Source organism: Streptomyces argenteolus, assembly GCF_042902585.1.
Taxonomy (GTDB): domain Bacteria; phylum Actinomycetota; class Actinomycetes; order Streptomycetales; family Streptomycetaceae; genus Streptomyces; species Streptomyces argenteolus.
The window spans coordinates 878,564-894,737 of sequence record NZ_JBIBEG010000001.1; the positions used below are offsets into that span (position 1 = coordinate 878,564).

A 16,174-nucleotide genomic window follows, 5' to 3' on the forward strand; every position below is an offset into this window, starting at 1 on the left:
GGACCCGAAGCGGACTCCGGAAGGACACGGCGATGGCGATGAGCACGGCAGCGACACCGGCCCGGCCCATGCGCGCCGACGCGCGCCGCAACTACGACCGGCTGCTGGCCGAGGCCCGGGCGTCCTTCGCGGCGCACGGCACGGACGCCTCCCTGGAGGACGTGGCCCGGCGGGCGGGCGTGGGCATCGGCACGCTCTACCGGCACTTCCCGAACCGCGAAGCCCTGATGAACGCGGTGTTCCAGGAGGCCCTGACCGCGCTGCTCGCGCGCTCCGGAGAACTGGAGCAGGCCGAGCAGCCCTGCACGGCCCTGGTGGAGTGGCTGGGCGCGATCGTGACCCACGCGGGCGAGTACCGGGGCCTGGCGCAGGCGCTCATGTCCGCGTCGGGCAACGAGACCTCCGCCCTGACGCCGTGCCACGTGCCCTTGCGTCAGGCGGGGGCGCGGCTGCTGGCCCGGGCACAGGTGAACGGCTCGGTGCGGGCCGACGTGTCGATCGACGACCTGCTGCAACTGACGAATGCGATCGCCCTGGCCGCCGAGCAGACACCGACGGACCCGGCGCTGGCCGGTCGCCTGCTGCGCCTGACCCTGCGCGGCCTGAAGGCCGATCCGGCCGCACCGGGCGGCTGAGGCCCTGCGCGCGTGCGCTCCTCGCGTCCGGGGCTCACGCGCCCCGGACCCGGTCTCCGGTCCGGCCTGATCCGGACGGGAGACCCCTACCGCCGCCGCAGGTCCGCGACCCGTCCCACCGGCCCCTCCGCGAGCGCCGCCGCGCTCCGCAGCTGAGGGCCGAGCCCCGCGGGCCCTCCGTGACCGCCCTGCGTACGCCGCTGGCCCGGCAGCGGCATGTCCTGCCGGGGCTGGCGCCCCGGCGGCAGGGACTCGTTGGCCGGGGACTCCGTGTCGGGTCCCGCCACCGTGATCTCCACGCCCTGGTCGGCCAGGGCCTGTAGCTCCGTGGCCGCACGCTCGTCGTGGGCCGGCGGCTCGTCCGTCACCAGACGGGTGATCAGTTCCGTGGGCACGGTCTGGAACATGGTGTCGGAGCCGAGCTTCGTGTGGTCCGCGAGGACCACCACCTCCGCCGCGGCCTGCACCAGCGCCCGGTCAACGCTCGCCGAGAGCATGTTGGACGTGGAGAGCCCGCGCTCGGCGGTCAGCCCGCTCCCGGAGAGGAACGCCCGGGAGACCCGCAGCCCTTGGAGGGACTGCTCGGCCCCGCTGCCGACCAGCGCGTAGTTGCTCCCGCGCAGGGTGCCTCCGGTCATCACCACCTCCACCCGGTTGGCATGGGCCAACGCCTGGGCGACCAGCAGCGAGTTGGTGACCACGGTCAGGCCGGGCACCCGCGCGAGCCGGCGGGCCAGCTCCTGCGTGGTCGTCCCGGCGCCGACCACCACGGCCTCGCCCTCACCGACCAGCCCCGCCGCCAGGTCGGCGATGGCCGTCTTCTCCGCGGTGGAGAGATGGGATTTCTGCGGAAAGCCGGACTCCCGCGTAAAACCGCCCGGCAAGACCGCACCGCCGTGCCGGCGGTCGAGGAGTCCTTCTGCCTCCAGTGCCCGCACGTCCCGCCGTACGGTCACTTCGGAGGTCTGGACGACGCGGGCGAGCTCACGGAGCGATACCGCCCCGTTGGCGCGCACCATTTCGAGGATCAATTGACGACGTTCTGCAGCGAACACGAAACTGACAGTAACCTGGTCGTAGGTTGCTTTTCAGCAGTTTGCGCCGAATAACAGAAGTTGTACATGGACAGGGCCCCCTGGTGGTATAGGGGGCCCTGTCGTGGTCGGAACGTCCTCGCTACGCCTCGCCCGTGCTCTTACGGGTGTGCAACTGCCGGGCCACCTCGGCGATCGAGCCGGACAGCGACGGATACACGGTGAAGGCGTTGGCGATCTGCTCGACCGTCAGGTTGTTGTCGACGGCGAGCGAGATGGGGTGGATCAGTTCACTGGCGCGCGGCGCCACGACGCAGCCGCCGACCACGATGCCGGTGCCGGGCCGGCAGAAGATCTTGACGAAACCGTCCCGGATGCCCTGCATCTTGGCGCGCGGGTTGCGCAGGAGCGGCAGCTTCACGACACGGGCGTCGATCTTGCCGGAGTCGACGTCGGCCTGGCTGTACCCGACGGTGGCGATCTCCGGGTCGGTGAAGACGTTCGCGGACACGGTCTTCAGGTTCAGCGGCGCCACGGCGTCCCCGAGGAAGTGGTACATCGCGATCCGGCCCTGCATCGCGGCGACGGAGGCCAGCGCGAAGATCCCGGTGACGTCACCGGCGGCGTAGACCCCCGGGGCGCTGGTGCGCGAGACCCGGTCGGTGCGGATGTGGCCGGACTCCTTGAGCAGGACGCCGGCCTCCTCCAGGCCCATGCCCGCGGTGTTCGGGATCGCGCCGACGGCCATCAGGCAGTGGGTGCCGGAGATGACGCGGCCGTCCGCCAGCGTGACCTCGACACGGTCGCCGACACGCTTGGCCGACTGGGCGCGGGAGCGGGCCATGACGTTCATGCCGCGGCGCCGGAAGACGTCCTCCAGGACGGCGGCGGCGTCCGGGTCCTCGCCCGGCAGCACGCGGTCACGGGAGGAGACGAGGGTCACGCGCGAGCCGAGCGCCTGGTAGGCACCGGCGAACTCGGCTCCGGTCACACCGGAGCCGACGACGATGAGCTCCTCGGGGAGCTCGTCCAGGTCGTAGACCTGGGTCCAGTTCAGGATGCGCTCGCCGTCGGGCTGCGCGTCCGGGATCTCCCGGGGGTGGCCGCCGGTCGCTATCAGCACGGCGTCGGCGGTCAGCCGCTCCTCGGTGCCGTCGGCCGCGGTCACCACGACCTGCCGGGACCCGTCGGCGGCCTGGAGCCCGTCGAGCCTGCCGCGACCGCGCACGACCCTGGCGCCGGCGCGGGTGACGGAGGCGGTGATGTCGTGGGACTGGGCGAGCGCGAGGCGCTTGACGCGCCGGTTGACCTTGCCGAGGTCGACGCCGACGACCCGCGCGGCCTGCTCCAGGTGCGGGGTGTCGTCCGCGACGATGATGCCGAGCTCCTCGTACGAGGAGTCGAAGGTGGTCATCACCTCTGCCGTCGCGATCAGGGTCTTGGAGGGCACGCAGTCGGTGAGTACCGACGCGCCGCCGAGGCCGTCGCAGTCGACGACGGTCACCTCCGCGCCGAGCTGGGCGCCGACCAGTGCCGCCTCGTAGCCGCCGGGGCCGCCGCCGATGATCACGATCCGGGTCACGAAAAGTCCGCCTCGCGTGGTGTCATCCCACGGCCGTCTGCCGCCCCGGCCGGGGGTCCGGGGGGTCGCCCCGGCGTATGCAGTACGTAGTTCATTGTCCCGCACGCGCCAAGGTGCTTCGCCCCGGGGCCCTCCATACGGGAACGTGCCTGGCCGGGACACGGCCTCCCGCCGCCCCGGCGTGCGCTCACGACCGGGGGGTCTTCCCCATCGGAACCGGCACACCCCTCGTCACCTCCCGTACCCTCGACCCCATGTCGCTCTACGCCGCGTACGCCGGCAACCTCGACGCGCGGCTGATGACCCGCCGCGCTCCGCACTCCCCGCTGCGCGGCACGGGCTGGCTCAACGGCTGGCGGCTGACCTTCGGCGGGGAGCAGATGGGCTGGGAGGGCGCGCTGGCCACGGTGGTGGAGGCACCCCGTTCCCAGGTGTTCGTCGCGTTGTACGACCTGGCTCCCATGGACGAGGACTCCATGGACCGCTGGGAGGGCGTGGGCCTCGACATCTACCGCCGCATGCGGGTGCGCGTGCACACGCTGGACGGTGAGGAACCGGCCTGGATGTACGTCCTCAACGGCTACGAGGGCGGGCTGCCCTCCGCGCGCTATCTGGGCGAGGTGGCGGACGCCGCCGAGTCCGCGGGCGCGCCGCACGACTATGTGATGAACCTGCGCAAGCACCCTTGCTGAGCACGGCCTCCGGGCCCCTTCCGTAGGAACGTACGAGTACGACCGGCCAGACTCTGCGCAGACGCATCTACGCGCGTAGGGAATCACCGGTTACCCTCATCCGCGTGAACGCATCTGTTATTCCGGACCACATCCAGGGCGACCCCCACGCCGCCGCTGCCGACGCCGCCGCCCGCCTGCGCGAGCTGACCGGCGCCGAGACCCACGACGTCGCTCTGGTGATGGGCTCCGGGTGGGCCCCCGCAGGCGATGCGCTCGGCGTCCCGGAGGCCGAGTTCCCGGTCACCGCGCTGCCCGGCTTCCCCGCTCCCGCGGTGGAGGGGCACGGCGGCACGATCCGCTCGTACCGCATCGGGGAGAAGCGCGTCCTGGTCTTCCTGGGCCGCACCCACTACTACGAGGGCCGCGGGGTCGCCGCCGTCGCCCACGGCGTCCGCACGGCCGCCGCGGCGGGCTGCGGGACCGTCATCCTGACGAACGGCTGCGGGGGGCTGCGCGAGGGCATGCGCCCCGGCCAGCCGGTCCTCATCAGCGACCACATCAACCTCACTGCGGCCTCGCCGATCGTGGGCGCGAACTTCATCGACCTGACCGACCTGTACTCGCCGCGGCTGCGCGCCCTGTGCAAGGAGATCGACGAGACGCTCGAAGAGGGCGTGTACGTGCAGTTCCCCGGCCCCCACTACGAGACCCCGGCCGAGATCAACATGGTCCGGGTCATGGGCGGCGACCTCGTCGGCATGTCCACGGTGCTCGAGGCCATCGCCGCGCGTGAGGCGGGCGCCGAGGTGCTGGGCATCTCGCTGGTCACCAACCTGGCCGCGGGTCTGAGCGGAGAACCCCTGAACCACGAGGAGGTCCTCCAGGCCGGCCGTGACTCGGCCACCCGGATGGGTGCGCTGCTGGCGCGGGTACTGGACCGTATCTGAGCACCACCGGCCGCGCCTGATCCCGAGGCGCCGGTGCCGGGGGCGCAGCCCCGGCCGGCCCCCATCCCCCGTACCCGCAGAAAGGCGGACACCGTGCAGCAGGACCTCATCACGCGGGCCAGGACCTGGCTCGCCGAGGACCCGGACCCCGAGACCCGGGCGGAGCTCGCCGGGCTCCTGGACGCCGGGGACCTCACGGCGCTCGCCGACCGCTTCGCGGGCACGCTCCAGTTCGGCACGGCCGGACTGCGCGGGGAGATCGGCGCGGGGCCGATGCGCATGAACCGCTCCGTCGTCATCCGTGCCGCCGCGGGGCTCGCCGCCCATCTGAAGGCGCGGGGGGAGACCGGCGGACTCGTCGTCATCGGCTACGACGCCCGCTACAAATCCGCCGACTTCGCCCGGGACACCGCGGCCGTGATGACCGGGGCGGGTCTGCGCGCGGCCGTGCTCCCCCGCCCGCTGCCCACCCCCGTCCTGGCCTTCGCCATACGGCATCTGGGGGCGGTCGCGGGCGTGGAGGTCACGGCCAGCCACAATCCGCCGCGCGACAACGGCTACAAGGTCTACCTCGGTGACGGGTCGCAGATCGTGCCCCCGGCCGACGCGGAGATCGCCGCGGCGATCGCGGCGGTCGGTCCGCTCGACGGCGTACCCCGCCCGGAGTCCGGCTGGGAGACCCTCGGCGACGAGGTCCTGGCCGCCTATCTCGCCCGTACGGACGCCGTCCTGAGCCCCGGCTCCCCCCGGTCCGCCCGCACCGTGTACACCGCGATGCACGGCGTCGGCACGGCGGTCCTGACCGCCGCCTTCGCCCGGGCGGGGTTCCCCGAGCCCGTGCTGGTGACCGAACAGGCCGACCCCGACCCGGCGTTCCCGACCGTCGCCTTCCCCAACCCGGAGGAGCCCGGCGCCATGGATCTGGCGTTCGCGACCGCGCGCCGGGCCGAGCCGGACCTCGTCATCGCCAACGACCCGGACGCCGACCGCTGCGCGGTGGCCGTCCCGGACGCCTCGGCCGAGGGCGGCTGGCGGATGCTGCGGGGCGACGAGGTCGGCGCGCTGCTCGCCGCGCACCTGGTGGGCCGGGGCGCGACGGGGGTCTTCGCCGAGTCGATCGTGTCCTCGTCGCTGCTGGGCCGCATCGCGGAGAAGGCCGGCCTCGGGTACGAGGAGACGCTGACGGGCTTCAAGTGGATCGCCCGCGTCGACGGCCTGCGGTACGGCTACGAGGAAGCACTCGGCTACTGCGTGGACCCCGAGGGCGTCCGCGACAAGGACGGCATCACGGCAGCCCTGCTGATCGCCGAACTGGCCTCGGTGCTGAAGGAGGAGGGCCGCACCCTCCTGGACCTGCTCGACGGCCTCGCGCTCGAACACGGCCTGCACGCCACGGACCAGCTGTCGGTACGGGTGGAGGACCTGACGGTCATCGCGGACGCCATGCGGCGCCTGCGCGAGAGCCCCCCGGCCTCCCTGGCGGGCCTCCCCGTCACCTCGGCCGAGGACCTCTCGCTGGGCACGGACGCCCTGCCGCCGACGGACGGGCTGCGCTACCACCTGACGGGCGCGCGGGTCATCGTCCGGCCGAGCGGCACCGAGCCGAAGCTCAAGTGCTACCTGGAGGTCGTGGTCCCCGTCCCCGACGCGGAGGGCCTTCCGGCCGCCCGGGAGCGGGCCACGGAGCTGCTGGGCGCCATCAAGCGGGACCTGGCCGAGGCCGCGGGGATCTGACCGGGCGGGGCGCGGCGTGATCCGTGGTGCCCCGACGCCGTCCACGGCGCCGGCGCACGCCGCCCCGCGCCGCTCCGCCGGGGCAGGCGCCGGCCGCTCGCCGGCGCCCGCCCCGGGGCGGGCGTCAGCCGATCGCCAGCAGCACCGCGAGCAGGACCGCGCCGACCACGGCGGGGGCGATCACCTCGTAGGCCCAGCGCACCGACGCGGTGGTCGTGGGCACGGCCTTGCGTGCGGCGGCCCGCTCGGCCAGCTCCCGCAGGTCGCTCACCGTCCGGTCCGCGGCGGCGGCGCGGGCCTGCGCGTCCCGGACGTCGGCGTGCACGGAGGTCCTGCCGTACGGGTCGTCGTGCGCCTGCTGGGAGGCCTTCCTCGCCGCCCTCTTGCGCTCGCGCAGCGAGACCGGGACCGCCCACAGCTGGTACCTGCCGCCGGCGTGGGTGAAGATCTCGCTGGAGTAGGCGGCGCGCACCGTGGAGACGTCGGTCCAGGGCAGCACGATCGTGCGGAACGGGTTGCGGATGCGGATCCGTTCCTCGTCGGCGAAGACCGCGGGGCGCAGCGTGAAGGCGACGATCAGCGGGACCACCGCCAGCAGCGCGGCCAGCGCCAGCCACGGCACGTGCCCCTCGCCCCGGAACACCGCGTCGCCGCCGATCCAGCCGGCCAGCAGGATCAGCAGCGCGCCGCTGACCAGCCCGGCGCCGGAGCGGTACGTCCGGTCGGCGTGGGCGGGCTCGGTGGGGGGTGTGGGGCTCGTCATGGTCCCGATTCTGCCTGAAGCGGGCCGGCGGGCGGGGCGCGGCCCGGCGCGGTCCGCGCAAGGCCCGGATCGGGGAGGGCCCTGTACAGGTCGCTACGCGCGTAGATATGCTCATGTGGTGACCATGCCCACCACTGCCCCGTCCCCCAAGCTCTCAGCTCCGTCCGAGCAGGGAGGTGCCCTCCTCGCCGACGCGACGGCGTCCGACAGTGCGCTGCGCCGCTTCCTGCACGGGCTGCCCGGCGTCGACCCGGTCGGTCTCGAAGCCCGCGCCGCCTCGCTCGGGACCCGATCGATCAAGACGACCGCCAAGGCGTACGCCATCGATCTCGCCATCTCGATGATCGACCTCACGACGCTGGAAGGCGCCGACACCCCGGGCAAGGTCCGGGCGCTCGCCGCCAAGGCCGTCAACCCCGACCCGACCGACCGCACGACCCCGCGCACCGCCGCGGTCTGCGTCTACCCCGACATGGCCGAGACCGCCGCCGCGGCGCTGGCCGGCTCTGGCGTGAAGGTGGCGTCCGTCGCGACGGCCTTCCCCGCCGGGCGGGCGGCGCTGGACGTCAAGCTCGCGGACGTACGCGACGCGGTGGCGGCCGGGGCCGACGAGATCGACATGGTGATCGACCGCGGCGCCTTCCTCTCGGGCCGCTACCTGAAGGTCTACGAGGAGATCCTCGCCGTGAAGGCCGAGTGCGGCTCGGCACGGCTCAAGGTCATCTTCGAGACCGGCGAGCTCTCCACGTACGACAACATCCGCCGGGCCTCCTGGCTCGGGATGCTGGCCGGCGCCGACTTCATCAAGACGTCGACCGGCAAGGTCGGGACGAACGCGACGCCCGCGAACACCCTGCTGATGCTGGAGGCCGTGCGCGACTTCCGTGAGCAGACGGGCGTGCAGATCGGCGTGAAGCCCGCGGGCGGCATCCGGACCTCGAAGGACGCGATCAAGTTCCTCGTCCTGGTGAACGAGACCGCGGGCGAGGACTGGCTGGACAACCACTGGTTCCGCTTCGGCGCCTCCAGCCTGCTGAACGACCTGCTGATGCAGCGCCAGAAGCTCAGCACCGGCCGCTACTCCGGCCCCGATTACGTGACGGTGGACTGATCCCCATGGCATCTGCTTTCGATTACGCACCCGCGCCGGAGTCCCGCTCCGTCGTCGACATCGCCCCCTCGTACGGCCTGTTCATCGACGGTGAGTTCACCGAGGCGGCGGACGGCAAGGTCTTCAAGACGGTCAGCCCCTCGTCCGAGGAGGTGCTCTCCGAGGTCGCCCGGGCCGGCGCCGAGGACGTGGACCGGGCCGTGAAGGCGGCCCGCAGGGCGTTCGAGAAGTGGTCGGCGCTGCCCGGCTCCGAGCGCGCCAAGTACCTCTTCAGGATCGCCCGGATCATCCAGGAGCGCTCCAGGGAGCTCGCCGTCCTGGAGACCCTGGACAACGGCAAGCCGATCAGGGAGACCCGCGACGCGGACCTCCCCCTCGTCGCCGCGCACTTCTTCTACTACGCGGGCTGGGCCGACAAGCTGGACCACGCGGGCTACGGCGCGAACCCCCGCCCGCTCGGCGTGGCCGGCCAGATCATCCCGTGGAACTTCCCGCTCCTGATGCTGGCCTGGAAGATCGCCCCGGCGCTCGCCACCGGCAACACGGTGGTCCTGAAGCCGGCGGAGACGACGCCGCTGTCCGCCCTGTTCTTCGCCGACATCTGCCGCCAGGCAGGGCTGCCGAAGGGCGTCGTCAACATCCTGACGGGGTACGGCGACGCGGGCTCGGCCCTGGTCGAGCACCCCGACGTGAACAAGGTCGCCTTCACCGGCTCCACCGCCGTCGGCAAGGCCATCGCCCGCCAGATCGCGGGCACGGACAAGAAGGCCACGCTCGAACTGGGCGGCAAGGGCGCCAACATCGTCTTCGACGACGCCCCGGTCGACCAGGCCGTCGAGGGCATCGTCACCGGCATCTTCTTCAACCAGGGCCAGGTCTGCTGCGCGGGTTCACGGCTGCTCGTGCAGGAGTCGGTGCGCGACGAGGTGCTGCACTCCCTCAAGCGCCGGCTGTCCACGCTCCGCCTCGGCGACCCGCTGGACAAGAACACCGACATCGGCGCCATCAACTCCGCGGAGCAGCTCTCCCGGATCACCGCGCTCGTCGAGACCGGTGAGGCGGAGGGCGCCGAGCGCTGGACGGCGCCGTGCGAACTGCCGTCATCGGGCTACTGGTTCGCGCCGACCCTGTTCACCGACGTCACCCAGGCGCACACCGTCGCCCGGGACGAGATCTTCGGCCCGGTGCTGTCGGTGCTCACCTTCCGGACCCCGGACGAGGCCGTCGCCAAGGCCAACAACAGCCAGTACGGCCTCTCCGCGGGCATCTGGACGGAGAAGGGCTCCCGCATCCTCGCGGTGGCGAACAAACTCCGGGCGGGCGTCGTCTGGGCCAACACGTTCAACAAGTTCGACCCGACCTCGCCGTTCGGCGGTTACAAGGAGTCGGGCTTCGGCCGCGAGGGCGGCCGTCACGGTCTGGAGGCCTACCTCGATGTCTGACGGGCGACTGAGCGTCTTCAAGACCTACAAGCTGTACGTCGGGGGCAAGTTCCCCCGCTCCGAGAGCGGCCGGGTGTACGAGGTGACGGACTCGAAGGGCAAGTGGCTGGCGAACGTCCCGCAGTCCTCCCGCAAGGACGCCCGTGACGCGGTCGTGGCCGCGCGCAAGGCGTTCGGCGGCTGGTCCGGCGCGACGGCGTACAACCGCGGCCAGATCCTCTACCGCGTCGCCGAGATGCTGGAGGGCCGTCGCGAGCAGTTCGTCCGCGAGGTGGCGGACGCCGAGGGACTGTCGAAGTCCAAGGCGGCCGGCGTCGTGGACGCGGCGGTCGACCGCTGGGTCTGGTACGCGGGCTGGACCGACAAGATCGGCCAGATCGTGGGCGGGGCGAACCCGGTCGCGGGCCCGTTCTTCAACCTCTCGACCCCCGAGCCCACCGGTGTGGTCACCGTGCTGGCGCCCCAGGAGTCGTCGTTCCTCGGGCTGGTCTCGGTGATCGCCCCGGTGATCGCCACGGGCAACACGGCGGTCGTCGTCGCCTCCGCGGACGCGCCGCTGCCCGCGCTCTCGCTGGGCGAGGTCCTCGCGACCTCGGACCTGCCGGGCGGCGTGGTGAACATCCTGTCGGGCGCCACGGCGGAGCTCGCGGCTCCCCTGGCGTCCCACCAGGACGTCAACGCCATCGACCTCACGGGCGCCGACGCCGCTCTGGCGAAGGAGCTGGAGATCGCGGCGGCGGACAACCTCAAGCGCGTCCTGCGTCCACAGGCTGTGGACACGGGTGACTGGGCCGCCGATCCCGGCACCCTGCGCCTGACGGCCTTCCTGGAGACCAAGACGGTCTGGCACCCGACGGGCGCCCTGGGAGCCTCAGGCTCCTCGTACTGACCCCCGCGGGTGGGGCCGCCCGTTCCGGCGGCCCCACCCGCACGCGTACGCCGGTCAGCCGGTCACCAGGCCGGTGACCTGGCCGATCACCGGCAGGTCACCGAGCGCGGCGCCGCTGGTGATCGGGTCGGTCACGAGCGCCGTGGTCACCGGCTTGAAGTCGGCGACCTGGGCGCCCACCGCGTTGTCCAGCGGGTCCACACCGGTGCCGGCCAGCGGGTCCAGCTGGAGATCGGTGACGGGCTTGACGGCCCCCGCGAGGCCGTAGCCGAGCGCGCTCGTCAGCGCGGGCGCCGTCGCGTCGCCGACCGCCCCCAGGGTGCTGTCCGCGGTGTCCGCGCCGGTGGCGGGCGTGGCGGGCAGCGACGCGGCCTGGGCCGCGGCGCCTCCCGCACCGAGCGCCGCACCGAGCGCGGTGAGGGTCAGACCGGCGCGCAGCAGAGCGCGGTGCCGGGGCTTGGACAGTGCATGACGTGCCATGTTTTCCCACCTGATCGGGGTGTGACGGGTAATCGTTCGTGCACGCAGAGTAGTTGAGATGTGATGCTCGATACCAACAGGACCTCCCGGGGATCCCCTGCGCGGGTCGATGCCTCACACTTCTGTTCTGTGAGTTCCCAACCGATCCCCACTCGCGTCGTGCTGCTCGCCGGTCCCTCCGGCTCCGGCAAGTCGTCCCTCGCGGCCCGCAGCGGTCTCCCGGTGCTGCGCCTGGACGACTTCTACAAGGAGGCGAACGATCCGACACTGCCCCGGGTCACCGGCAGCGCGGACATCGACTGGGACTCGGCGCTGTCCTGGGACGAGGACGCGGCCGTCGCGGCCATCGCCGAGCTGTGCCGCACCGGGCGTACGCACGTGCCGCTGTACGACATCGCCACGAGTTCCCGGACCGGCCACGAGACGCTCGACATAGAGCGCACGCCACTGTTCGTCGCCGAGGGCATCTTCGCCGCGGACATCGTGGAGCGCTGCCGGGAGCTGGGCCTGCTGGCGGACGCCCTGTGCCTGCGCGGCCGGCCGTCCACGACGTTCCGCCGCCGCCTCGTGCGGGATCTGCGGGAGGGCCGGAAGTCGGTGCCCTTCCTGCTGCGGCGCGGGTGGCGCCTGATGCGGGCCGAGCGGGCCATCGTGGCCCGGCAGGCCGCGCTGGGCGCTTACCCCTGTGCCCGCCAGGAGGCCCTGGGGCGGCTGGCCGACGCAGCGGCGGGCCGCTGCCGGGCCCAGCGCAGCCGCGTGGCCGGCTGACCCGTACGGCCCGCCGCAGCCGGTCGCGTCCCGGCCGCCGCTCCACGGGAGCGCGGTGACCGTACGCCCGCGGGGACGACCCCCCGGCCACCGCCGGCCCCCGGGCCGCGCGGTCCCGCCGGGAGCACGGCGAGCGGGGGCGGACAGGACCCCCCGGCCTGTCCGCCCCCGCTGCGTGTCACCCCGTACCGCGGTCTCCCCCGAAGCCGTGGCCTTCCCCCGTGTTCCCCCGTGTCCCCGTGTCCCCCGTAGGCCTCAGGCCACCAGCTCGCCGAAGGACTCCTGCTCGTCACGGCCGAAGCTGAGGACCTCGTCCTCGCGCAGCCGGCGCAGGGACCGCCAGATGCTCGACTTCACCGTGCCGACACTGATGTCGAGGATGGACGCGATCTCCGGGTCCGTGCGGCCCTCGTAGTAGCGCAGGACCAGCATCGTGCGCTGGAGTTCCGGCAGCCGCGCGAGCGCCTGCCAGAGCACCGCCCGCAGCTCCGTGCCCCGCATCGCGTCCGTGTCGCCCACCGTCTCCGGCAGCTCCTCGGTCGGGTATTCGTTCAGCTTGCGCCTGCGCCATGCGCTGATGTGCAGGTTGGTCATGGTCCGGCGGAGATATCCGCCGACCGCGGCCTTGTCACTGATCCTGTCCCACGCCCGGTACGTCGAGAAGAGGGCGCTCTGCAGCAGGTCCTCGGCCTCGAACCGGTCGCCGGTCAGGTGGTAGGCGGTCGCGTACAGGGAGGCACGGCGCTCCTGGACATAGGCGGTGAACGCCGCTTCGGCGTCCTCCGTCCGTGCCGGGACCGTCCGCTCCCCCGAGCCCTCCCCGTACGCGTTCCCCCCGTTTTCCCCCGTGTTCGCGTCAACCATCGTCAGGTACGACGCGTGCTGACGCCCGGCGCCACGAACGCACCCCCGTACTCCGGCGCCGGACTTCTCCGGGCTCCGTCCGATGTCGTGAAGGCGCGAGACTACTGCGCTTGAGGTGGTGCTGTGCAGTGCGTTCATCTGGCGCCCCCCATCGGTGGAGTCCGTTCGTTCCGTGTGCCAATGAGCTTGCCGGGGCAGTTTCATGGCGCTGTCCCCCGACTGTCACAGGGCTGTCACAGGGCATGTCGGCCCGTACCGCCGGTGGATCAGGTGGGGGGGATTGTCGAAACGTGACACCACCATGGGCCAGAATGACCCCCGTGCCTTTCCTGTTGCTGATCGAGGACGATGACGCCATCCGCACGGCCCTCGAACTCTCGCTGTCACGCCAGGGCCACCGTGTGGCCACCGCGGCGACGGGAGAGGACGGCCTGGAGCTGCTCCGGGAGCAGCGGCCGGACCTGGTCGTACTGGACGTGATGCTGCCCGGGATCGACGGTTTCGAGGTGTGCCGGCGTATCCGGCGTACCGACCAGCTGCCGATCATTCTGCTGACCGCGCGCAGCGACGACATCGACGTCGTGGTGGGACTGGAGTCCGGCGCGGACGACTACGTGGTGAAGCCCGTGCAGGGCCGCGTGCTCGACGCGCGCATCCGTGCGGTGCTGCGCCGGGGTGAGAGGGAGTCCACCGACTCCGCGACCTTCGGGAGCGTCGTCATCGACCGCTCCGCGATGACCGTCACCAAGAACGGGGAGGATCTGCAGCTCACACCCACCGAGCTGCGCCTCCTGCTCGAACTGAGCCGCAGGCCCGGACAGGCCCTGTCCCGGCAGCAGTTGCTGCGGCTCGTGTGGGAGCACGACTACCTCGGTGACTCGCGGCTGGTGGACGCCTGCGTGCAGCGGCTGCGGGCGAAGGTGGAGGACGTGCCGTCCTCCCCGACCCTGATCCGTACCGTGCGGGGTGTCGGCTACCGGCTGGATTCGCCTCAGTGACCGTGTCCGCGAAGCGTTCCGTACTCGCGGGTCTTCGCTGGACCAGTCTGCGGCTGCGGCTGCTGATCGTGTTCGCGCTGGTGGCGCTGACGGCCGCGGTGTCCGCGTCGGGCATCGCGTACTGGCTGAACCGTGAGGCGGTCCTGACGCGTACGCAGGACGCGGCGCTCGGCGACTTCCGCCGCCAGATGCAGAACCGGGCGGCCTCGCTGCCGCTCCAGCCCACTGCGGTGGAACTGCGGGACACCGCCGAGCAGATGGCGAGCAGCGGTCCCGGCTATCACGTGCTGCTGGTCGGCACCTCCGACGGCAGGCCGGTGACCGGGTCCTCCGACATCGACTACTTCACCAAGGTCGATGTGCCCGCGTCGTTGCAGGAACAGGTCGACAAGAAGCAGCCGCTGACGTCGAGCAACACCCATGAGTACCACCTGTTCTGGCAGCGGACGACGATCGGCGGCACGCCCTACCTGGTGGCCGGGACGAAGATCATCGGTGGCGGCCCCTCCGGTTACATGCTGAAGTCGCTCGACCAGGAGCGCGAGGACCTCAGCTCGCTGGCCTGGTCGCTGGGGATCGCCACCGCGCTGGCCCTCGTCGGCTCGGCGCTGCTCGCCCAGGCGGCGGCGACGACCGTGCTGCGGCCGGTGCAGCGGCTCGGCGACGCGGCCCGCAAGCTCGGTGAGGGGAAGCTGGACACGCGCCTCGTGGTCTCGGGCACCGACGAGCTGGCCGAGCTCTCCCACACGTTCAACAAGGCCGCGAGCTCCCTGGAGAAGAAGGTCGCGGACATGAGCGCGCGGGAGGAGTCGAGCCGCAGGTTCGTCGCCGACATGTCGCACGAGCTGCGGACCCCGCTGACGGCGATCACCGCGGTCGCCGAGGTGCTGGAGGACGAGGCCGACAGTCTGGACCCGATGATCGCGCCCGCGGTGCACCTGGTGGTGAGCGAGACGCGGCGGCTGAACGACCTGGTCGAGAACCTCATGGAGGTCACCCGCTTCGACGCGGGTACGGCACGACTGGTCCTGGACACCGTGGACGTCGCCGACCAGGTCACCGCCTGCATCGACGCCCGCGCCTGGCTGGACGCGGTGGACCTCGACGCGGAGCGCGGCATCATGGTGCGGCTCGACCCGCGGCGGCTCGACGTCATCCTGGCGAACCTGATCGGCAACGCCCTCAAGCACGGGGGCTCGCCGGTGCGGGTGTCCGTGCGGACCGACGAGGACGAGCTGGTCATCGAGGTGCGTGACCACGGTCCGGGCATCCCCGAGGAGGTCCTGCCGCACGTCTTCGACCGGTTCTACAAGGCGAGTGCCTCCCGGCCGCGTTCCGAGGGCAGCGGCCTCGGCCTGTCCATCGCGGTGGAGAACGCGCACATCCACGGCGGTGACATCACGGCCTCGAACCTGCCGGACGGCGAAGGCGCCGTGTTCGTGCTGCGGCTTCCCCGCGACGCGGACAGCCTGACCGGCACCCCGGGCCACGAGGGCCCGGACCCGGACGAGAAGGGCGACGCGAAGTGATGCGCAGTGAGCGGGCGCACGGCGCGCCGAGCAGGGGCCCGGCGCGCCGCGGCCACCGCCGGGCGGCCGTCGTGCTGGCGGCCGTCGTGGCGGGGGCGGCGCTGGCCGGCGGCTGCGGGATCAGGAGCACATCCGTGCCGGTCGACGCGGGGGCCGCGCCGTCCCGGATGCCGTGCAGGACGGCGTCGGCGGGGACGACCGCGCCACCGCCGGAGAGCGTCTCCGTCCGGATCTATCTGGTCTGCGCCTCGCAGCTGGTGACCGTGAACCGCACCGTCGGGCTGGACCCGTCCCGTTCCGGCCGCGTCGTGGTCGCGCAGGCGCTGCTGGGCGAGCTCCAGCAGGAGCCGTCCGCCGGGGAACGGCGCGCCGGTTTCTCGACCGTCGTTCCGGCGGGCCTGCGGGTGTCGGGCCCCCGGCAGGGGGACCCCGAGGACACGCTGCGCCTCGGCGAGCAGCCGGAGGACCTGCCGGCGGAGGCGCTGGCGCAGGTGGTGTGCTCGTACGCGGAGAGTGACGCCCTCGGTGCGGGTGGAGCGGTGCTGCTCGGCGGACCGGGCGACTACGCGCCGCGGGGCTATCTGTGCACGACGGAGACGAAGAACCGGCCGGGTGACGTGCCCACGCTGGGTGCGGTCGAGCTGTCCTGACGCCCGTGGCCCGCCGCTCCCGGGCCCGTGCCGCCCGTCACACGGCCTTCGGGGAACCGGACGGAACCGATCCT

General features: G+C 72.5%; 16 protein-coding genes. 11 read left to right on the forward strand and 5 right to left on the reverse strand.

What is annotated here, in order from left to right; translation table 11 throughout:
* The first annotated feature begins 32 nt into the window (after positions 1-32).
* Positions 33-635, forward strand: a complete 603-nt coding sequence (locus ACFY8O_RS03865) for a TetR/AcrR family transcriptional regulator (RefSeq protein WP_145803768.1) — start codon at positions 33-35, stop codon at positions 633-635.
* A gap of 86 nt (positions 636-721) precedes the next feature.
* On the opposite strand, the gene ACFY8O_RS03870 is transcribed toward ACFY8O_RS03865, so the two are convergent.
* Both ACFY8O_RS03870 and ACFY8O_RS03875 read right to left on the reverse strand, forming a co-directional pair.
* On the reverse strand, positions 722-1,690 hold the full coding sequence (locus ACFY8O_RS03870) for a DeoR/GlpR family DNA-binding transcription regulator (RefSeq protein ID WP_145803769.1): 969 nt from the start codon (positions 1,688-1,690) through the stop codon (positions 722-724).
* A 121-nt stretch (positions 1,691-1,811) separates the two neighbouring features.
* Complete coding sequence (locus ACFY8O_RS03875; RefSeq protein WP_145803771.1) at positions 1,812-3,251, reverse strand: NAD(P)H-quinone dehydrogenase; 1,440 nt, start codon at positions 3,249-3,251, stop codon at positions 1,812-1,814.
* Positions 3,252-3,505: 254 nt separating this feature from the next.
* Between ACFY8O_RS03875 and ACFY8O_RS03880 the strand changes: the two genes are divergently transcribed.
* The 3 genes from ACFY8O_RS03880 (at position 3,506) to ACFY8O_RS03890 (ending at position 6,606) form a co-directional block, all read left to right on the forward strand.
* Positions 3,506-3,943, forward strand: coding sequence for a gamma-glutamylcyclotransferase (locus ACFY8O_RS03880; RefSeq protein ID WP_073746014.1), 438 nt, complete (start codon positions 3,506-3,508; stop codon positions 3,941-3,943).
* A gap of 104 nt (positions 3,944-4,047) precedes the next feature.
* Positions 4,048-4,872 carry a purine-nucleoside phosphorylase gene (locus ACFY8O_RS03885; protein ID WP_145803772.1) on the forward strand — a complete coding sequence of 275 codons (825 nt, stop codon included), beginning with the start codon at positions 4,048-4,050 and terminating at the stop codon, positions 4,870-4,872.
* A 93-nt stretch (positions 4,873-4,965) separates the two neighbouring features.
* On the forward strand, positions 4,966-6,606 hold the full coding sequence (locus tag ACFY8O_RS03890; protein WP_387898530.1) for a phospho-sugar mutase: 1,641 nt from the start codon (positions 4,966-4,968) through the stop codon (positions 6,604-6,606).
* A 124-nt stretch (positions 6,607-6,730) separates the two neighbouring features.
* On the opposite strand, the gene ACFY8O_RS03895 is transcribed toward ACFY8O_RS03890, so the two are convergent.
* Complete coding sequence (locus tag ACFY8O_RS03895; RefSeq protein ID WP_145803774.1) at positions 6,731-7,369, reverse strand: PH domain-containing protein; 639 nt, start codon at positions 7,367-7,369, stop codon at positions 6,731-6,733.
* Between the two features lie 124 nt (positions 7,370-7,493).
* On the opposite strand from ACFY8O_RS03895, the gene deoC reads away from it, so the two are divergent.
* From deoC to ACFY8O_RS03910, 3 genes are read left to right on the forward strand one after another with little or no spacing between them, the layout of a single operon-like run.
* On the forward strand, positions 7,494-8,480 hold the full coding sequence (gene deoC, locus ACFY8O_RS03900; protein ID WP_387899562.1) for a deoxyribose-phosphate aldolase: 987 nt from the start codon (positions 7,494-7,496) through the stop codon (positions 8,478-8,480).
* A gap of 5 nt (positions 8,481-8,485) precedes the next feature.
* Positions 8,486-9,922 (forward strand): aldehyde dehydrogenase family protein, encoded by a 1,437-nt coding sequence (locus tag ACFY8O_RS03905; RefSeq protein WP_361582404.1) that lies wholly within the window; start codon positions 8,486-8,488, stop codon positions 9,920-9,922.
* Positions 9,915-10,811, forward strand: a complete 897-nt coding sequence (locus ACFY8O_RS03910) for an aldehyde dehydrogenase family protein (RefSeq protein WP_387898532.1) — start codon at positions 9,915-9,917, stop codon at positions 10,809-10,811. The genes ACFY8O_RS03905 and ACFY8O_RS03910 overlap by 8 nt, the downstream gene beginning before the upstream one ends.
* A gap of 54 nt (positions 10,812-10,865) precedes the next feature.
* On the opposite strand, the gene ACFY8O_RS03915 is transcribed toward ACFY8O_RS03910, so the two are convergent.
* Positions 10,866-11,291 (reverse strand): hypothetical protein, encoded by a 426-nt coding sequence (locus tag ACFY8O_RS03915; protein ID WP_387898535.1) that lies wholly within the window; start codon positions 11,289-11,291, stop codon positions 10,866-10,868.
* Positions 11,292-11,354: 63 nt separating this feature from the next.
* Between ACFY8O_RS03915 and ACFY8O_RS03920 the strand changes: the two genes are divergently transcribed.
* Positions 11,355-12,059 carry a uridine kinase family protein gene (locus ACFY8O_RS03920; RefSeq protein ID WP_387898537.1) on the forward strand — a complete coding sequence of 235 codons (705 nt, stop codon included), beginning with the start codon at positions 11,355-11,357 and terminating at the stop codon, positions 12,057-12,059.
* Positions 12,060-12,314: 255 nt separating this feature from the next.
* Here ACFY8O_RS03920 and ACFY8O_RS03925 read toward each other — a convergent pair whose 3' ends face one another.
* Positions 12,315-13,061 (reverse strand): SigE family RNA polymerase sigma factor, encoded by a 747-nt coding sequence (locus ACFY8O_RS03925; protein ID WP_145803780.1) that lies wholly within the window; start codon positions 13,059-13,061, stop codon positions 12,315-12,317.
* A 182-nt stretch (positions 13,062-13,243) separates the two neighbouring features.
* Here ACFY8O_RS03925 and afsQ1 point away from each other — a divergent pair, with 182 nt between their 5' ends.
* The 3 genes from afsQ1 to ACFY8O_RS03940 are packed head-to-tail and all read left to right on the forward strand — an operon-like array spanning position 13,244 to position 16,100.
* Positions 13,244-13,921: a two-component system response regulator AfsQ1 gene (gene afsQ1 / locus ACFY8O_RS03930; RefSeq protein WP_015578482.1), complete on the forward strand. Its 678-nt coding sequence runs from the start codon at positions 13,244-13,246 to the stop codon at positions 13,919-13,921.
* Complete coding sequence (locus ACFY8O_RS03935; RefSeq protein ID WP_145803781.1) at positions 13,918-15,450, forward strand: ATP-binding protein; 1,533 nt, start codon at positions 13,918-13,920, stop codon at positions 15,448-15,450. Before afsQ1 ends, ACFY8O_RS03935 begins: the two co-directional genes overlap by 4 nt.
* Positions 15,450-16,100 (forward strand): hypothetical protein, encoded by a 651-nt coding sequence (locus ACFY8O_RS03940; RefSeq protein ID WP_387899564.1) that lies wholly within the window; start codon positions 15,450-15,452, stop codon positions 16,098-16,100. Before ACFY8O_RS03935 ends, ACFY8O_RS03940 begins: the two co-directional genes overlap by 1 nt.
* The last annotated feature ends 74 nt before the right edge of the window (positions 16,101-16,174 follow it).

What these genes read in the sequence shown, in the direction of transcription:
- ACFY8O_RS03865 (WP_145803768.1), top strand. Translation starts at nt 33, where the DNA reads ATGGCGATGAGCACGGCAGCGACACCGGCCCGGCCCATGCGCGCCGAC.
- ACFY8O_RS03880 (WP_073746014.1), top strand. Translation starts at nt 3,506, where the DNA reads ATGTCGCTCTACGCCGCGTACGCCGGCAACCTCGACGCGCGGCTGATG.
- ACFY8O_RS03895 (WP_145803774.1), bottom strand. Translation starts at nt 7,369, where the DNA reads ATGACGAGCCCCACACCCCCCACCGAGCCCGCCCACGCCGACCGGACG.
- deoC (WP_387899562.1), top strand. Translation starts at nt 7,494, where the DNA reads ATGCCCACCACTGCCCCGTCCCCCAAGCTCTCAGCTCCGTCCGAGCAG.
- ACFY8O_RS03905 (WP_361582404.1), top strand. Translation starts at nt 8,486, where the DNA reads ATGGCATCTGCTTTCGATTACGCACCCGCGCCGGAGTCCCGCTCCGTC.
- ACFY8O_RS03910 (WP_387898532.1), top strand. Translation starts at nt 9,915, where the DNA reads ATGTCTGACGGGCGACTGAGCGTCTTCAAGACCTACAAGCTGTACGTC.
- ACFY8O_RS03915 (WP_387898535.1), bottom strand. Translation starts at nt 11,291, where the DNA reads ATGGCACGTCATGCACTGTCCAAGCCCCGGCACCGCGCTCTGCTGCGC.
- ACFY8O_RS03920 (WP_387898537.1), top strand. Translation starts at nt 11,355, where the DNA reads ATGCTCGATACCAACAGGACCTCCCGGGGATCCCCTGCGCGGGTCGAT.
- ACFY8O_RS03925 (WP_145803780.1), bottom strand. Translation starts at nt 13,061, where the DNA reads ATGAACGCACTGCACAGCACCACCTCAAGCGCAGTAGTCTCGCGCCTT.
- ACFY8O_RS03940 (WP_387899564.1), top strand. Translation starts at nt 15,450, where the DNA reads ATGCGCAGTGAGCGGGCGCACGGCGCGCCGAGCAGGGGCCCGGCGCGC.